The 15,184-nt window shown below is 73.6% G+C and carries 15 protein-coding genes; 7 read left to right on the forward strand and 8 right to left on the reverse strand.

Annotated features, from left to right (window positions below):
* Positions 1 to 18 precede the first annotated feature (18 nt).
* Positions 19 to 972 (reverse strand): metallophosphoesterase, encoded by a 954-nt coding sequence (locus ACFYO9_RS30630; RefSeq protein WP_358777605.1) that lies wholly within the window; start codon positions 970 to 972, stop codon positions 19 to 21.
* 238 nt (positions 973 to 1,210) lie between these two features.
* Between ACFYO9_RS30630 and ACFYO9_RS30635 the strand changes: the two genes are divergently transcribed.
* Positions 1,211 to 4,222 (forward strand): DEAD/DEAH box helicase, encoded by a 3,012-nt coding sequence (locus ACFYO9_RS30635; protein WP_358777606.1) that lies wholly within the window; start codon positions 1,211 to 1,213, stop codon positions 4,220 to 4,222.
* Positions 4,219 to 5,787 (forward strand): SWIM zinc finger family protein, encoded by a 1,569-nt coding sequence (locus tag ACFYO9_RS30640; RefSeq protein WP_388666738.1) that lies wholly within the window; start codon positions 4,219 to 4,221, stop codon positions 5,785 to 5,787. Before ACFYO9_RS30635 ends, ACFYO9_RS30640 begins: the two co-directional genes overlap by 4 nt.
* A gap of 24 nt (positions 5,788 to 5,811) precedes the next feature.
* Here ACFYO9_RS30640 and ACFYO9_RS30645 read toward each other — a convergent pair whose 3' ends face one another.
* Positions 5,812 to 6,468 carry a DUF4291 domain-containing protein gene (locus tag ACFYO9_RS30645; RefSeq protein ID WP_358777607.1) on the reverse strand — a complete coding sequence of 219 codons (657 nt, stop codon included), beginning with the start codon at positions 6,466 to 6,468 and terminating at the stop codon, positions 5,812 to 5,814.
* Positions 6,469 to 6,587: 119 nt separating this feature from the next.
* Here ACFYO9_RS30645 and ACFYO9_RS30650 point away from each other — a divergent pair, with 119 nt between their 5' ends.
* Complete coding sequence (locus tag ACFYO9_RS30650; protein WP_358777608.1) at positions 6,588 to 7,034, forward strand: hypothetical protein; 447 nt, start codon at positions 6,588 to 6,590, stop codon at positions 7,032 to 7,034.
* 78 nt (positions 7,035 to 7,112) lie between these two features.
* Here ACFYO9_RS30650 and ACFYO9_RS30655 read toward each other — a convergent pair whose 3' ends face one another.
* From ACFYO9_RS30655 to ACFYO9_RS30665, 3 genes are all read right to left on the reverse strand, one after another.
* Positions 7,113 to 7,580: a DUF3574 domain-containing protein gene (locus tag ACFYO9_RS30655; RefSeq protein ID WP_358777609.1), complete on the reverse strand. Its 468-nt coding sequence runs from the start codon at positions 7,578 to 7,580 to the stop codon at positions 7,113 to 7,115.
* Positions 7,581 to 7,767: 187 nt separating this feature from the next.
* On the reverse strand, positions 7,768 to 8,412 hold the full coding sequence (locus ACFYO9_RS30660; protein WP_358777610.1) for a 2'-5' RNA ligase family protein: 645 nt from the start codon (positions 8,410 to 8,412) through the stop codon (positions 7,768 to 7,770).
* A 4-nt stretch (positions 8,413 to 8,416) separates the two neighbouring features.
* Entirely contained in the window at positions 8,417 to 8,977 is a 561-nt protein-coding gene (locus ACFYO9_RS30665; RefSeq protein ID WP_358777611.1) for an FABP family protein, read from the reverse strand.
* Positions 8,978 to 9,231: 254 nt separating this feature from the next.
* On the opposite strand from ACFYO9_RS30665, the gene ACFYO9_RS30670 reads away from it, so the two are divergent.
* Positions 9,232 to 10,314 (forward strand): phosphatidylinositol-specific phospholipase C domain-containing protein, encoded by a 1,083-nt coding sequence (locus ACFYO9_RS30670; protein WP_388666771.1) that lies wholly within the window; start codon positions 9,232 to 9,234, stop codon positions 10,312 to 10,314.
* A 66-nt stretch (positions 10,315 to 10,380) separates the two neighbouring features.
* Here ACFYO9_RS30670 and ACFYO9_RS30675 read toward each other — a convergent pair whose 3' ends face one another.
* Positions 10,381 to 11,337 carry an endonuclease/exonuclease/phosphatase family protein gene (locus ACFYO9_RS30675; protein WP_358777613.1) on the reverse strand — a complete coding sequence of 319 codons (957 nt, stop codon included), beginning with the start codon at positions 11,335 to 11,337 and terminating at the stop codon, positions 10,381 to 10,383.
* A 133-nt stretch (positions 11,338 to 11,470) separates the two neighbouring features.
* Between ACFYO9_RS30675 and ACFYO9_RS30680 the strand changes: the two genes are divergently transcribed.
* The 3 genes from ACFYO9_RS30680 to ACFYO9_RS30690 all read left to right on the forward strand — a co-directional run bounded on the left by ACFYO9_RS30680 (position 11,471) and on the right by ACFYO9_RS30690 (position 13,955).
* Positions 11,471 to 12,862, forward strand: coding sequence for an amidohydrolase (locus ACFYO9_RS30680; protein WP_358777614.1), 1,392 nt, complete (start codon positions 11,471 to 11,473; stop codon positions 12,860 to 12,862).
* Positions 12,863 to 12,978: 116 nt separating this feature from the next.
* A complete protein-coding gene (locus ACFYO9_RS30685) occupies positions 12,979 to 13,662 on the forward strand; it encodes a DUF899 domain-containing protein (protein ID WP_355817831.1) in 684 nt (227 codons plus the stop codon).
* Positions 13,663 to 13,775: 113 nt separating this feature from the next.
* Positions 13,776 to 13,955 (forward strand): hypothetical protein, encoded by a 180-nt coding sequence (locus ACFYO9_RS30690; RefSeq protein ID WP_355818064.1) that lies wholly within the window; start codon positions 13,776 to 13,778, stop codon positions 13,953 to 13,955.
* Positions 13,956 to 14,060: 105 nt separating this feature from the next.
* Here ACFYO9_RS30690 and ACFYO9_RS30695 read toward each other — a convergent pair whose 3' ends face one another.
* Positions 14,061 to 14,486 carry a hypothetical protein gene (locus ACFYO9_RS30695; protein ID WP_358777615.1) on the reverse strand — a complete coding sequence of 142 codons (426 nt, stop codon included), beginning with the start codon at positions 14,484 to 14,486 and terminating at the stop codon, positions 14,061 to 14,063.
* A gap of 66 nt (positions 14,487 to 14,552) precedes the next feature.
* Positions 14,553 to 15,053 (reverse strand): ATP-binding protein, encoded by a 501-nt coding sequence (locus ACFYO9_RS30700; RefSeq protein ID WP_355817837.1) that lies wholly within the window; start codon positions 15,051 to 15,053, stop codon positions 14,553 to 14,555.
* Between the last annotated feature and the right edge of the window lie 131 nt (positions 15,054 to 15,184).

Consider the following 15,184-nt stretch of genomic DNA (forward strand, 5'->3'; position numbering starts at 1 on the left):
CGCAGCGCTCCCGCCGGATCAGTGGCAGGAGTAGGACGGGCTGGTGTCCTTCGTCGAGCCGTCCGTGGCGACGAGGTTCCAGGAGAAGCCCGTGTCCGTGAAGTTGAGCTTCACCACGCCGAAGGTCTTGGTGAGCCGCTTCTGGCTGTTGGGCTGGACCTCCTCGATGTCGTACGGGTTGGCGCCGCCCATGCCGCCGAGCAGCTCGACGATGCCGTTCGCGTCGGCCTTGCCGTCGGGGGTCTGCGGCGCGAACCGCTCGTAGTGGTGGTCGTGGCCGTTGAGGACCAGCTCGGCCTTGTTGTCCTGGAGCAGCTTCCAGACCGGCCGGCTCACCGGGTCGTTGCCGTGCTCGCCGGAGGAGAAGAGCGGGTGGTGCCAGTACGCGGCCACGCACTTCTTGGCGTTGGCGGCGAGGTCGTCCTTGAGCCAGTCGATCTGGTCGTCGTCGTCGAAACTGTTCGAATCGAGCGCGATGAAGTGCCAGTTGCCCTGGTCGAAGCTGTAGTAGCTCTCGCCGTCGGGGTAGGCGACGGAGCCGAAGTAGGACTTGTAGCCGGCGAGCGCGCCGGCCGGGTCGTAGGTCTCGTGGTTGCCCGCGACGGGATGCGTCTTGCTTTTGAAGGCGCCCCACGTCTTGTCGTAGTACTTCTGGAAGTCCTTCAGGCGGGCGTCGTCGTACTGGTTGTCGCCCATGGTCAGCACGAACGACGGATTGATCTCCTTGACCAGGGCGGCCGTCCTGGGGTGCTTGCAGCTGCTGCTGCTCGCGGTGCACTGCTCGGCGATGTCTCCCGCGGCGACCGCCGTGAACCCCGCCCTGGACGAGGCGGTGGGGGAGGCGTCGGCCTGTCCGGCCGGGGACCAGAGCAGCACGCCGCCGACGAGGGCGAGCGAGGCGCCAGCGGCGACGGGGATGCCCCAACGGGCTCTGGGTGTACGGGAGTTCATGGCGCGGGGGGTGGGCGACATGTCGGTCTCCTCGGTTGCCGTGTTGTCCCGGGGAATCCTGGCGATGCGACATGTGCGCGTCAATAACTCGGGCTGAATTATTGTTAGGAAAGTTTCCTTCCAGTGTTCATCCAGGGATTGCGGGAGGGAGAGCGGGGTGGCCGGATGTGGTCGTCCGGGCGTTGTCAGTGGTCTCGCCTAGGGTGGCGAGCGTGGGGACAGGTGGCGTGAGCAGGGGCTGAGTGAGGCGGCAGTGGCGATGACGGTGGAGACGGGGGCGCGGGTGGCCGGGTCGGCGTGGGCCGACGGCGCCGCCGTCCTCGTACGCTCCTGCGCGGCCGTCTTCCTGCCCGCGGAGGTCCCCCGGGAGGGGCGGATCGCCTTCTGGCGGCCGGATGGGGGCGCGCTGCCGGATCCGCCGGGGTCGGCATCGGAGTCGGGGTCGGGGTCGGGACCGGGCCCGGTGGTACGAGGGGACCTCGTGGTCGCCCGCAAGCACGGCAAGGGCGCGCGTGGCCGCACCGTGCCCGCGCTCTTCGTGCCGGTCACCGAAGCGATGCCGCTCCTGCTCGGCACCGGCCACTCACCCTCGTATCCACGTGGCCATGCTGATGCCCACACCGGCGTCCATCCCGCCGTGGCCTGCTGGGCGCTGGCCGCCCGGCACGCGCTGCACCTGGCGGCGCGGGGCAGGCTGTTGCCCGGTCTGACCGCGGAGGACCAGGACGCGTGGCGCGCGGGGCCGCTGGACGAGGCCGACGTCGCCCAGCTGCGGGCCATCGCCGCCGCGCTGCCCGCACAGGCGCACGCGGTACCGCTGCCCGGCCCCGGGCCGCTGCGGTTGCCGCAGCCGTTCGCGCTGGTCAGGGCCTTCGTCGACGCGGTGGCCGACGCCCTGCCGCGTACTCCGGCGGCGGTCCACGCGGTCGGCGCGCCGTTCGCCGCGCGCGAGCCGCAGCGGCTGCCGGGGGCGCGGGAGTGGGCGGCGGAGGTCGCGGCCGGCATGGACGCGGGGGTACGGGTGTCGCTCCGGCTCGACCTGCGGGCGCACGAGGTCTTCGACGGGGGCGAGGCCTCCGCCGCGGAGGCTTCCGGGGCTCCCGCCCCCGAAGGCGGCACCGCCCCCGCCGCGGTGCCCCGCGCCGCCGTGTCCAGCCCGGCCGCCGCCGTCGTCCAGGTGCACAGCCTCGCCGACCCGGCGCTCGTGACGGACGTGCCGGGGCTGTGGGTCGGCACCGACCACTTCGGGCCACGCGCGCGCGTCGACACGCTGCTCGCGCTGCGCCGCGCCGCCCGCGTCTGGCCGCCGCTCGGCAGGCTCCTGGAACGCCCGCGCCCCGACGTGCTGTCGCTGAGCGAGGAGGAGTTGTCCGACCTGCTCGGCGCGGCGGCGGGCCGGCTCGCCGCCGCGGGCGTGGCCGTGCACTGGCCCAAGGAGCTGACCCGCGGCCTCACCGCCACCGCGGTCGTCCGCCCCGCCCCCGGCACCGCGGCCGACAACTTCGACTTCTTCAAGGCCGACGAACTCCTGGAGTTCCGCTGGCAGGTGGCGTTCGGCGAGCAGGAGGAGGCGCTGACCGACGCGGAGCTCGACGTGCTGGCGGAGGCGCACCGCCCGGTCGTCCGCCTCCGGGACCAGTGGGTCCTGGTCGACCCCGAGCTGGTCCGCAAGGCACGCAAGCGGGACCTCGGCCTGCTCGACCCGGTCGACGCCCTGTCGGTCGCGCTGACCGGCACCGCGGAGGTCGACGGCGAGCGGGTGCCCGCCGTCCCCGTCGGCGCGCTCGCCCGGCTGCGCGAGCGCGTGACGGACGACCTCGACACGGTCGCCCAGCCCCCCGGCCTGCACGCCACCCTGCGGGACTACCAGCTCAGGGGCCTGGCCTGGCTGGACCGCATGACCTCGCTCGGCCTCGGCGGCTGTCTCGCCGACGACATGGGACTCGGCAAGACGATCACGCTGATCGCCCTGCACCTCCACCGGGCGCACCCCGCGCCGACGCTCGTGGTCTGCCCGGCGTCGCTGCTCGGCAACTGGCAGCGGGAGATCGAGCGGTTCGCGCCGGGCGTGCCGGTGCGCCGCTTCCACGGACCTGGCCGCACCCTGGCCGGCCTGACCGGCGGCTTCGTCCTCACCACGTACGCCACGATGCGCACCAGCGCGCCCGAACTGGCCGCCCAGAGCTGGGGACTGGTCGTCGCCGACGAGGCGCAGCACGTCAAGAACCCGCACGCGGCGACGGCGAAGGCGCTGCGCACCATCCCCTCGCCGGCCCGCGTCGCGCTCACCGGCACCCCCGTGGAGAACAACCTCTCCGAGCTCTGGGCCCTGCTCGACTGGACGACACCGGGTCTGCTCGGCCCCCTCAAGGCGTTCCGCGCCCGGCACGCCCGCCTCGTGGAGGGCGGCGAGACGGCCGAGAACGACGAGGCGCTCGACCGGCTTGCCCGCCTCGTCCGCCCCTTCCTGCTGCGCCGCAAGAAGTCCGACCCGGGGATCGCCCCGGAACTCCCGCCGAAGACCGAGACGGACCATCCGGTCACCCTCACCCGGGAACAGACCTCCCTCTACGAGGCGGTGGTGCGCGAGACGATGGCCCGTATCGAGGCGTCGGACGGCATGGCACGGCGCGGCCTGGTCATGAAGCTCCTGATGGCGCTGAAGCAGATCTGCAACCACCCCGCGCAGTACCTGAAGGACGGCCTGCTCACGACGCGGGCGGGCCGCCCCCGCTCCGGCAAACTTGAGCTCCTCGACGAACTCCTCGACACGATCCTCACGGAGTCGGAGAGCGCGGGCGCGGTGCTGATCTTCACGCAGTACGTGGAGATGGCCCGCCTCCTGGAGGCGCACCTGGCGGCCCGCGGCATCCCCGCCCAACTCCTGCACGGCGGCACCCCCGTCGCGCGGCGCGAGGAGATGGTGGACCGCTTCCAGTCGGGCGAGGTCCCGGTCTTCCTGCTGTCGCTCAAGGCGGCGGGCACGGGCCTGAACCTGACGAGGGCCGGCCACGTCGTCCACTACGACCGCTGGTGGAACCCGGCGGTCGAGGAGCAGGCCACCGACCGCGCGTACCGCATCGGGCAGACCCAGCCGGTCCAGGTCCACCGGCTGGTCACCGAGGGCACGGTCGAGGACCGCATCGCCGAACTCCTCGCCGCGAAGCAGGCGTTGGCCGACGCGGTGCTCGGCGACGGCGGGGAGTCGGCGCTCACGGAACTCTCGGACGCGGAACTGTCGGACCTCGTGGCACTGCGGAGGGCGTCGTGAACGGGCGGGGTGGCACGGTGGGCGGGGGCGGGGGCGGGGGCGGCGCGCGGCGCGGCGGCGGCCTCGGCTGGGCCAGCGGGATGAGCGAGACGAGCCGCATGGGCAGCGGCCGCGTCTTCCCCGCGCTCCCGGCGTACCCCGACCCCAAGACCCCGTTCGCCGCCTCATGGTGGGGCAACGCCTGGATCGACGCGCTGGAGGAGAGCGCCCTGGACCAGGCCCGCCTGGCGCGCGGCCGCACCTACGCGCGCGAGGGCAAGGTCGACACGATCACCGTCGCGCCGGGCCGCATCGTCGCGTACGTCCACGGCAACCGCCCCCGCCCGTACCGCGCGGAGATCCGTATGCGGACGATGCTGCCCGAGCACTGGGACCGGTTCCTGGACGCGGTCGCCACCGACCCCGCGCGCATCGCCGCCCTGCTCGACAAGGAGATGCCCCACGCCCTGGCCGACGCGGCGACCCGGGCGGACGTCCCGCTGCTCCCCGGCGCCCGCGAGCTGTCGCCGTCCTGCACCTGCCCCGACCGGGGCCACCCCTGCAAGCACGCGGCGGCCCTGGCCTACCAGACCGCCCGCCTCCTGGACGCGGACCCGTTCGTCCTGTTGCTGCTGCGCGGCGGCGAGGAACAGGACCTGCTGGAGGAGCTGTCCCGGAGGAACGCCCAGAAGTCGGCGGCGGAGGCGGCCCAGGACCGCAGAGCGAGCCGCGGCCTCCCGCCCGGCGGGCCCGCGGCACCCCCGCAGACGCCCGCCGGACCGGCGCGGACCGCCGGACCGGCGCAGACCGTCGGGGCCGCCCGGAAAGACGCGGCGGCCCCGCAAAACGCCACGGCCCCGCTAGACGCGGCAGCCCCGCCCGACACACCGCCCGACACGCGGTCCGACGCACCGCCCGACGTCCCGGACCCGGCTCCGGCCCCGCCCACCCTGCCCGGCGTCCCGGCCCGCGAGGCCCTGGCGACGGAGTACCGCTCGCCGCTGCCGGCCCCGCTCCCGCCGCCACCCCACCCTGGCGAGCCTCCGGTCCTCCCCTCCGTCCCCGGCGCCCCGGACCCGACGGCGCTGGAGTTCCTGGTGACGGACGCGGCGGCGCGCGCTCACGCCTTCCTCACCGCGGGTGCGGACCCTTTCACCGTCACGTCCCCCTGGCACGACGCGGTCCGCCTCGCCGCCTCGCACCCGGGACTCACCGGCCGCCGCACCTTCAGCCGCCAGTTCGCCGAGCTGGCCAGGTCGGTGGGGAGCACCGCCGCGGAGCTCGCCCGGGCGGCGGCGGCCTGGCGCCAGGGCGGCGAGGACGGTCTGACGGTCCTCAAATCCCCCTGGGACCCTCCGGCGGGCCCCTTCGACCGGGCCCGCGGCGCCCTGGTTGCGGCGGACCTCCCGCGCATGACGATCCACCGCAACCGCCTCACGGACGAGGACGGCACGCTGCAGCTCCGCTACGGCAAGGACGGCCGCTGGTACCCGTACGAGAGCGAGCCGGGCGGCACCGACTGGTGGCCCGAGGGCGAGGCGGACGCGGACCCGGTGGGGGCGCTGACGGGGATGACGGAGGCGTAGCGGCCCACCTGCCGGGTCGACGCGTCACGCGTACAGGTGGCTCAGCCGGTCGGTGTCGGTCGGGTAGGGGCGTTCCGCGGGGAGCAGTCGGGCGGCCGCCTCCAGGTCGTTTCCGTCCCTGACCAGGGCGTGGATCTCCCGGGCCCGGTCGGTGACGTCGGTGATCGAGACCGTCCACTCGTCCGCGTAGCGGCGTGACGCCTCGCCGGACAGGCCCAGTTGGAGGGAGCGGTGGGGGAGGGCGTTCAGGTGGAGGTCGCGTTCGGGGTCCCACTGGACGCGGGCGGGGGAGTGGCGCAGGGCGCGCTTCCAGGCGGCCTGGTCCTCGTGGAGGCCGGGGACGTAGTGGGAGAGGCAGGCGTTGCGCAGCGCCCAGTCGAAGCCGTCACGGGAGATCTCCACGGCCAGGACCGTCTGCTGACCGTCCTTCGTGGCCCAGCCGCAGCGGTACATCATCCAGAGGAAGGACGGCTTGATCCATGTCATGCGCTCCCGCTTCCAGGCGGCGGGGAAGCGGCCGGTGCGGGCCGCGGGGACGCCGAGCTCGGGGGCGTACGCCTGGTAGACGGTGACCGTCGTGTCTGTGTGCAGGGCGCGGATCTGGTGGCGGGGGACGGGGGCGGGAGTCGTGGGCGCCGAGGCGGTGACGGTCGTGTCGGGGGTGGCGTGCCGGGAGTTCATAAGGCATCAGCGTGCAGCCGCCGTCCGTGGAGCGCCAGCGAATTTGCCGGCGGCCGCGTTACCGTGAGGGCCAGGGACGTGGCGTGGGTGTGCGCGGCGACGTGCGGTAAGGGGCTCTCGTGGATGCTGAGTTGGCGGCGCTCGCGGCGGCGGGTGCGACGGCGCTCGTGCAGCAGATGGTGACCGACGGGTGGACGCAGGCGCGCGACCGGGTCGCCCGGTTCTTCGCGCGCGACGGCGCCGACGGGAGCGGGAGCGGCGCGGGCCCCGACGCGAGTCATCTGGTCGGCGAGCTGGATGAGGCCCGCGCCGAGGTCGTTGCCGCGCGCCGGGCCGGCGACGAGGAGACGGCGGGCGACGTGCGGACGGAGTGGCGGTCGCGGCTGCGGCGCAGGCTCGCGGCGGATCCGGCGGCCGCCGACGAACTCCGTTCGCTGCTCGCCGGGTTGGACGTCGACGGTGACCCGGACGAGGGGCGCGGCTCCGTGCACAACAAGATCTACGGCGGGGTGCACCACGGCACCGTGATCCAGACCGGGAGCATGAGCGTCATCGAGAACCGTTGACGTCCGCGGATGTGCCGCGCCCCGGCGCCGCGCCTGGGCCGTCCGCCGCCCGTCGGCCGTCCGCCGGCCGTCCGTCGCTCAGAAGTCGACGCGCGTCCGCTCGTCGAGCCGCGCCACCGAGTCCTGCTTGAACGCCTTCTCGTAGTCGCCGCGGATCTCCTCGATCTGCGCGTCCCGCCTGCGGTCCTGGGCCGTCGGATAGAGCAGGATCAACTCGTACGAACGCTCGCGCTCGATCTTCCCGTTCGAGTCGCGCCACTGCCCCCGACCGTCCTGCACGGTGAGACCGTCGGGGAAGTCGGGCGTGACCTGCTGGTCGATGAAGCGCAGGAACTGCTTGTCGGTCACCGCGGGTCCGCCGTCGGGCCGTTCGGTGCCGAAGAACAGCCGCGTCTCGGTGAAGGGCTTGCCGCGGGCGGCCGTCGTCGCGGCGCCCTCGCCGTCCAGCGTGGCGTACGCGGCGGGCGCGCCGACGGCCAGTACGGCGGTGACGGCGACGGCCACGGTCAGCCGGGTGCGGGAGATCCGGGGGAGGGTGAGGGCCATGGGGCGTTCCCTTTCGGAGGAGAGTCGGAGGGGAGATGGAGCGGAGAGGCCGGCCGCGCCCAGCCGTCGGGTCGTCGGCGCGCTGGTCCGGGCGGCCGTAGATCCCTAACGCCGGCAGACGGCGGCGGACACGCGTACGTCCGGCCTCTCGGCTCTCAGGCCCTCATCTCCCTCAGTTCTCAGCCCCTCATCCGCCCAGGCGGTACGACGCCACGTCCCGCCAACCCCGGCCCGGGCCGTCCGTCGCGATCAGGTCGACCGTCATCACCTCGGCGGTCAGCGGGAGGGCGGAGGCGAACCTCGCCTCCAGCGCGTCGTAGGCCGCCTCGTACGTGTCCGGGCCCTCGTGGTTCGCGAGGGTGAGGTGGGGCGCGAGGGGCGGGTCGAAGATGCCTCGGTAGGGGACCGCTTCGGGCCAGCGGGCGGTGACGGACCGGGTGAGGGCGCGTACCGGGGTGTCCGGGGCCGGCGGGAGGTAGAGGACACCCGGGTAGCGGCGGAAGGCGCCGAAGGTGAGGGTGAAGGGGGCGTGGGCGGCGAAGAGCGCCCGCAGCTCGGCGTCGGTCGACGCGGTGAGGCGGGACTCGTTCAGGAACGGGTAGAGCACCGTCACATGGGCCGGGAAGCCCGCCGTCACCAGCGGGTTCGCCTCGGGGACGCGGATGGTCAGGGCCGTGTCGCCGGGGAGGTCGGGCCAGCCACCACCGTCCGCCTCCTGGCCGGCGCCCTCCGCCTCGGTTCTGATCTCCGTGTCTGTCTTCGTGCCGATCTTCGTGCTGGCTGTTGTCGTGCCGGGGGCCGTGCCAAGTGCCGTACTGACCGTCGTGCTCATCGTCTTACGCGCCGGACGCCGTCCGCCCCACGCGGTGCAGCCGTGCCGAGAGATGGTGCTGCAACGGCCGGCCGACCGCCGCCATGTCGTGTGTGAACGTGAGGGTGCCGTCGTCGCCCGGCACGTAGCGGCGACGGGTGGCGGTGACCTCCTTCGCGGTGGGCGTGAGCGCCACGTCACCGGCGGCGAGGTCGACCGTGCCGTCGGACGCCCGGCCGACCGCGAGCTCCGCGATGCCGGTGGGCTGGGTGATCAGCGCCTCCACGCGTCCCTCCGGCTGCAGCCGCCACCAGCCGCTCTCCCGGGCGGCGGGACGCAGCGGGGCGCCCTCGGCGTCGAGGATCCACGCCCGCGCCTCGTACCGGAGGAAGGGGCGGCCGTCGTGGCTGAAGGTGACTTCCTGGGCGTAGTCGAAGTCCGCGGGAAGTGAGGGGTATTCGCCGTGGCCCCGGCCGTGCCACGTGCCGAGGAGCCAGAGCACCGGGGTCAGGAGGGCGTGCGGTGCGGGCGTCGCGTCGGGGTCGAGGCTGTCGGGGTACGGATGTTCCGGAGCGAGGTCGAACACGGGCGGACTCCTGGGGGTCGGTTCGGGTTGGTGCGGGCCGGTGCAGGCCGGTGCCGCAGGGAAGCTTAGGGCGCGGCCTCCGCTCCGACGCACGGCCCGGGTGTGGCCCGGCGCGCGCACGAACCGCCCCCGGGCCCCGGAGGGCGACGGGCTCCACCCCGCTCTCGTAAGACGCCGTCTTCCGCCGCGTCACCCGATTCCCGTACGTTGCCCGGGACTTGGCGACGGCACGGTGTGAGAGGGCGGTGGGCGTGATGGTGCGCAGAGGCGTGGGCGGTCTGCTGGTGGGGGCTCTCGTGGGCTGGGGGGTGCTCGGCGGATTCGCGACCGGAGCGGCAGGGGCAGCCGGGGCGGCAGAGGCAGCCGGGGCAGCAGGGGCAGCCGCGTCACCGGACTCCCCGTACTCCGCCACGACCGGCGTCGGCGTCCACAACGCCTACGAGAAGGCCAAGTACCCCTACTTCGCCGACGCCCTCGACTCGGGCGCCTCGATGCTCGAACTCGACGTGTGGACCAACGTGTTCGGCAGCGGATGGCGCGTCTCGCACAGCAACCCCCTCGGCAACGACAACAACTGCGAGAACGCCCAGAACCCCGCCGAACTGCGCACCAAGGCGCGCAACCAGAGCCTCGCGGGATGCCTGAAGGACATGCGCAGCTGGCACGACGCCCACCCCGGGCATCGCCCGATCCTCCTGAAGGTGGAGATGAAGGACGGGTTCCAGGGCCGGAACAAGCGCGGGCCCGCCGACCTCGACGCGCTCCTGACCGGCGTGCTCGGCGACGCCGTCTATCGCCCCGGACAACTCGCCGCCGGACACGCGGGACTCGACGACGCCGTACAGGACAAGGGCTGGCCCACCCGCTCCGCACTCGCCGGGAAGTTCCTGGTCGAGCTGATACCCGGCACCGTCGAGCAGGGCAACCCCGCCGACACCCTCTGGACGGACCGCGAGTACGCCACCCATCTGCGCGACCTCGCCGCCGCGGGCCGCCTCGGTGAGGCCGCGGCGTTCCCCGCCGTGCTCGGCGCGGAGGCGGGCGATCCGCGCGGGCGGTACGCGGACGCGTCGATCCGGCCGTGGTTCGTGGTGTTCGACGGGGACGCCTCCGCGTACGCGGGCGGCTCCATCGACACCCGCTGGTACGCGGACCGCCGCTACCTCGTCGTCATGACCGACGCCCACAACGTCGCCCCCGCCATCGACGGCACGCGGCCGACCGAGGCGCAGGCCAAGGAGCGTGTGGCGCTGCTCGCGGGGAAGCAGGCCAGCATCGTCTCCGCCGACTGGTACCCGCTGCCCGGCGTCCTCGCGACCGTCCTTCCGCGCGGCTGAGGCGCCCCCGCCGCGTCGCATCACGGGGAGGGGACGTCAGGGCCGGAGCCTCAACAGGAGTGGACGTCAGGGCTGAAGCCGGACCCACACCGGCGCGTGGTCCGACCCCGCCGCGTCCCTGCGTACCGCCGGATCGCCGTCCGCCACCGACGGCAGCGCGGCCGCCGCGGCGCCCGGCGCCCCCGTGCCCGCCGACCGCACCTGGTCCAGGAGGCCGCGGCTGACCAGCACATGGTCGATGAGTTCGCGGCGCCCCGCGTGGATGCGGGAGAAGCGCCGGTCGGCCGGGATCAGCGGGGCCACGTCCCACAGCCGGGCCGCGTCACCCTTGTCGGGGCGGTCGAAGCCGGGCGTGCCGATCTCGGATCCCGGCGGGCCGAGCAGGATCTGTGTCGTCGCCGCCCCGACCTCGTCGTTCAGGTCGCCGAGCACCGCCACCCGGTGTTCGCGGCCGTCCCCTTGCAGCAGCCGGTCGGCGAGCGCGCGCAGCGCGGTGGCCTCGGCCGCGCGCCGGAAGAGGGCGTAGGCGCCGTACCGGGCCCGCTCGCCCTCGTCGCGCGGCTGGAAACGGCCGCCCGGATAGGACAGCAGCTTCGACTTGAGGTGGCAGGCGACCGCGTCGAAGAAGAACGCCCGCGTCGACACCGACACCGCGAGGAAGCCGCGCCCGGCCCGCCCCGACGTCCGCCCCGCGTCGTCGCCCTGCACCGCACGGAGCGGCTCCGGGAAGGCGTCCTCGTCGGCGATGACGGAGACGGGCAGGCTGGTGAGGAAGCCGACCCGGATGCCCCGGTCGTCCGGGTGCCCGGAGAGCGTGACGTGCCAGGTGCCGTCGAGCAGCCCCGCCAGGTCCTCCAGGGCCGCCGGGTCGCCGACCTCCTGCACGGCGAGGACGCTCGGCCCGAGCGCGGTGACGGTCGCCGCGAGCGACGCCAGCTTCGCCTCGTAGGCGGTCTTGTCCTTGGGGCCGTACGCCCCGCCGGGGCGGTAGAGGTTCTCCAGGTTCCACGTGCCGATGATCACGACCGACTCCTTCGTCCGTCCACGAGCCCGTTCCGTGTGCCCGGCCCACGGGCGCGCCGTCCCTGCGCAGCCTGCTCGCGAAACCGGCTCCGCGACAGCCCCCCGGTATGCGCACTCGCACTACCGTGAAGAGATGACGACGCCTCCCGCACCCGGCCCCGCCGGACTCCGCACCCCGGGCCCCGCCGACCTGGTCGTCACCGGCTGCACGGCGCTGACCCACGACGCGCGAGGGGAGATCGTCTTCGTCGACGACGCCACGATCGTCGTACGCGAGGGACGCATCGCCTCGGTCACGGCGGGCGCCCCCGACGACCCGCCCGCGAACGCCGCCGAACACCTCGACGGGCGTGGCACCGTCGCCCTCCCCGGCCTCGTCAACTGCCACACCCACACCCCGATGGTGGCCCTGCGCGGCCTCGCCGAGGACCTGCCGGCGCACTCCTGGTTCAACGACTGGATCTGGCCCGTCGAGTCCAACCTCACCGAACGGATCGTCGGACTCGGCGCCCGGCTCGCCTGCGCGGAGATGATCCGCGGCGGCGTCACCACCTTCGCCGACCACTACTTCGCGATGGACGAGGTGGCCGCCGCCACAGCGGAGAGCGGTCTGCGCGCCGTCCTCGGCCAGGCCTACTTCAGCTCCCAGGGCCCCGAAGGCCGCGCCGCCTCCCTCGACTTCGCGCTCCGGCAGCGCGGCGCCGCCGACGGCCGCATCACCACCTGCCTCGCCCCGCACGCCCCGTACACCGTCGACGAGAGCGACCTCGCCGCCACCGCCGAACTCGCCCGGGACCACGGCCTGCTCGTCCACATCCACGCCGCCGAGAACCGCGAGCAGACCGCCAACAGCCTGGCCCGGCACGGCCGCACCCCCATCGAGCTCCTGGAGCGCGCCGGGCTTTTCGACGTCGACGTCCTCCTCGCCCACACCACCGGCCTCGACACCGCCCGCGACCTGCCCGTGCTGCGCCGCGCGGCCGGCCGCGCCGCCGTCGCCTCGGCGCCCCGCGGCTACCTGAAGTTCGGCTGGGACACCACTCCCGTACGGGCGCTGCGCGAGGCGGGCGTCCCGGTCGGCCTGGCCACCGACGGGGCGGCCTCCAACAACACCCTCGACGTGTGGGAGTCGATGGCGCTCACCGCACTCGTCCAGAAGTACGTGGAGCGCGACCCCACCTGGCTCACCGCCCGCCAGGCCCTGGACCACGCCACCCTGCAGAGCGCGCGGGCCGTCGGCCTCGGCGACGAGATCGGCTCCCTCGCCCCGGGCCGGCGCGCCGACCTCGTCCTCGTCGACGTGACGGGACCGCACACCCAGCCCGTGCACGACCTCGCCGCCACCCTCGTGCACAGCGCACGCTCCGCCGACGTGCGCACCACGATCGTGGCCGGCCGCGTCCTGATGCGCGACCGCGCACTGCTGACCCTCGATGTGCCGGAAATCGTGGCCGAGTTGAACGCCCTGCTCCCCGACCTGGTCGACCGCGGCCACGGCAAGCGGATCCAGGAGTACGAGGGGTGAGGGGCGGCGCCACCGAGATTTCCGAAAGTTCTTCGCCCGCGAGCGATGAGTTCCGCGAACCCCGCAGGTCCACCCCTTCGCAGACGTACGCGCCCGAAGGGTGGAGGAGACACGCCATGGGACTTCCGGACATCGTCACGCGCGAGGAGTGGCTCGCGGCGCGTGAGGAGCTCCTCGCCAAGGAGAAGGCCGCCACCCGCGCCCGTGACGCGCTCAACGCCGAGCGGCGCGGGCTCCCGATGGTCGAGGTCGACAAGGAGTACTACTTCGACGGCTCGGACGGGAAGGCGACCCTGCTCGACCTCTTCGACGACCGGGACCAACTGATCGTCTACCACTTCATGTTCGCCCCAGAGTGGGACGCGGGATGCCGCAGCTGCTCCGGATTCCTCGACCAGATCGGCCACCTCGGGCATCTGCGGGCCCGCTCCACCAACTTCGTCGCCGTCTCGCGCGCCCCGTTCACCAAGCTGCTGACCTTCAAGGCCCGCATGGGCTGGACCGTCCCCTGGTACTCGACGAACGGCGGCGACTTCAATCACGACTTCGGCGCCTCCTTCGCCGAGGAGCCCCGCGACGTGCCCGCCGTCAACTGCTTCCTGCGCTACGGCGACCGCGTCTTCCACACGTACGCGACGTTCGCCCGCGGTCTCGACGGCCTCGGCTCCACCTCCAGCCTCCTCGACCTCACCGCGCTCGGCCGGCAGGAGGCGTGGGAGAGGCCCGCGGGTCGGTCCTCGGCGCTCGGCGTCCCGGCGGGCAGCGCGCGGGTGCGCTACCACGACGAGTACGAGGACTGACGACCGGTCACCGGCCCCAACTCCGTTGCAGTTCGGTCACGTTGCGCGTCCTTGGCGCCGCCCCGTGCGTTCTCATCCGTACAGGAAGAACGACACGGGGGACAGGGATGATGATGACGAACGGACGTACGGTGCTGGAGCGTTTCCCCGCGGGCGGACCGCGCGGGTCGTGGCCCGCGGAGGAGTTCGCGCGGGCCCGCCGCCAGGAGGGTCAGGACGCGGAAGTGGTCATGGACCTGGCCTCGGACACCTTCTTGGTGACGGTCCCCGAACCATGGCAGGCCGCGGCATGAAGAGCTGCTCCTGAGGGCCCGTCAGGGCCCCTCAGGGGCGCGGGGAACGGCGCGCCCAGCCCCCACCCACCCGCACAAGAAGAACCGCCCAACCCGGCGGAGCGCTCACGCGCTGAGCGCCCGGGACCACCCCGGCGTCGTCCCCGTCTCCTGGCACAGCGCCAGATAGAGCGGGATCGGCGGAGTGTAGGGGACGTCGTCCGGCGGGCGATTGATGAGCACCGGACGGCACTCGGCGTCCCGCACCACCGCCCCGGCCGAATAGTCGACGGGCGCGGGCCACTCCATGGCGACATCGGAGTCCGCGGGCACGATCCACCACCAGCGCGCCCCGTCCTCGTACACACACCCCACCCGGGGCAGCCGGGACATCACCCGGGGCCCGAACGAGGCGGGGACCGCCACCGCGTCGCAGCCGAGCGGCTCGGTCATGCCCTCGGGCAGATCGAGCCGCGGGAGCGGCGACGCCGCCGACGGTGTCCCGGCGCGCTGTCGTTGCCGCGACAGCCGGACCAAGGTGGTCAGATCCAACGGCCGCACCGTACCCGCGCTCACATGCCCCCCGCCCGCATCACTGCCACGTTCGATCGATCTGTTCTACGCACACGCCGACGTCGACACCGGCGCCGTTCTCGGCAACTCCGCCCACACCGTGAGCCCGATACCGGGCCCCGCGTCGTGGACGCCCCACGCGCTGCTCACCGCGTCGACGAGAAGCAATCCCCTCCCGTGCTCCTCGTCGGCCCCCCTGTGTACCGGGCGCGGCGTTCCTGAACCGCACCCTTCATCACGTACGGCGATGCGCAGCTTCTCCGGATCTGCGCAGAGCTCGCAGATGATCCGCCTGCTCGCGGTGTGCACCACGGCGTTGGTGACCAGTTCGGAGAGAACGAGTGCCGCCGCGTCGCAGGCGTCGTCGTCGCGCACCGCCCACCCGTCGAGCTGCGTGCGCATCAGGCGTCTGGCCTGGGCGACGGAGCCGGGACGTGGTGCGAGGGCGAAACTGACGCAGACCTCGGCGTCCTCGGGCCATGCCAGGGCGAGATCGCCGGGGCGGCCTTCGGTGGCTTCGGTTCGTAACGGCGCGGGCGGAGTCACGCTTTCCACTATCGCCCCGCCCCGAACACCTTGGCAAGGGCCACTCTGAAATGTGCACAGTGGCGTGTTCCTCCGGGACGGCGCATGGCACACTGCTCGCTACGGCTCGCGGTGCGGTGCGAGTTGAGGCA

Origin of the sequence: Streptomyces sp. NPDC005863 (genome assembly GCF_042871345.1) — a bacterium.
GTDB lineage: Bacteria > Actinomycetota > Actinomycetes > Streptomycetales > Streptomycetaceae > Streptomyces.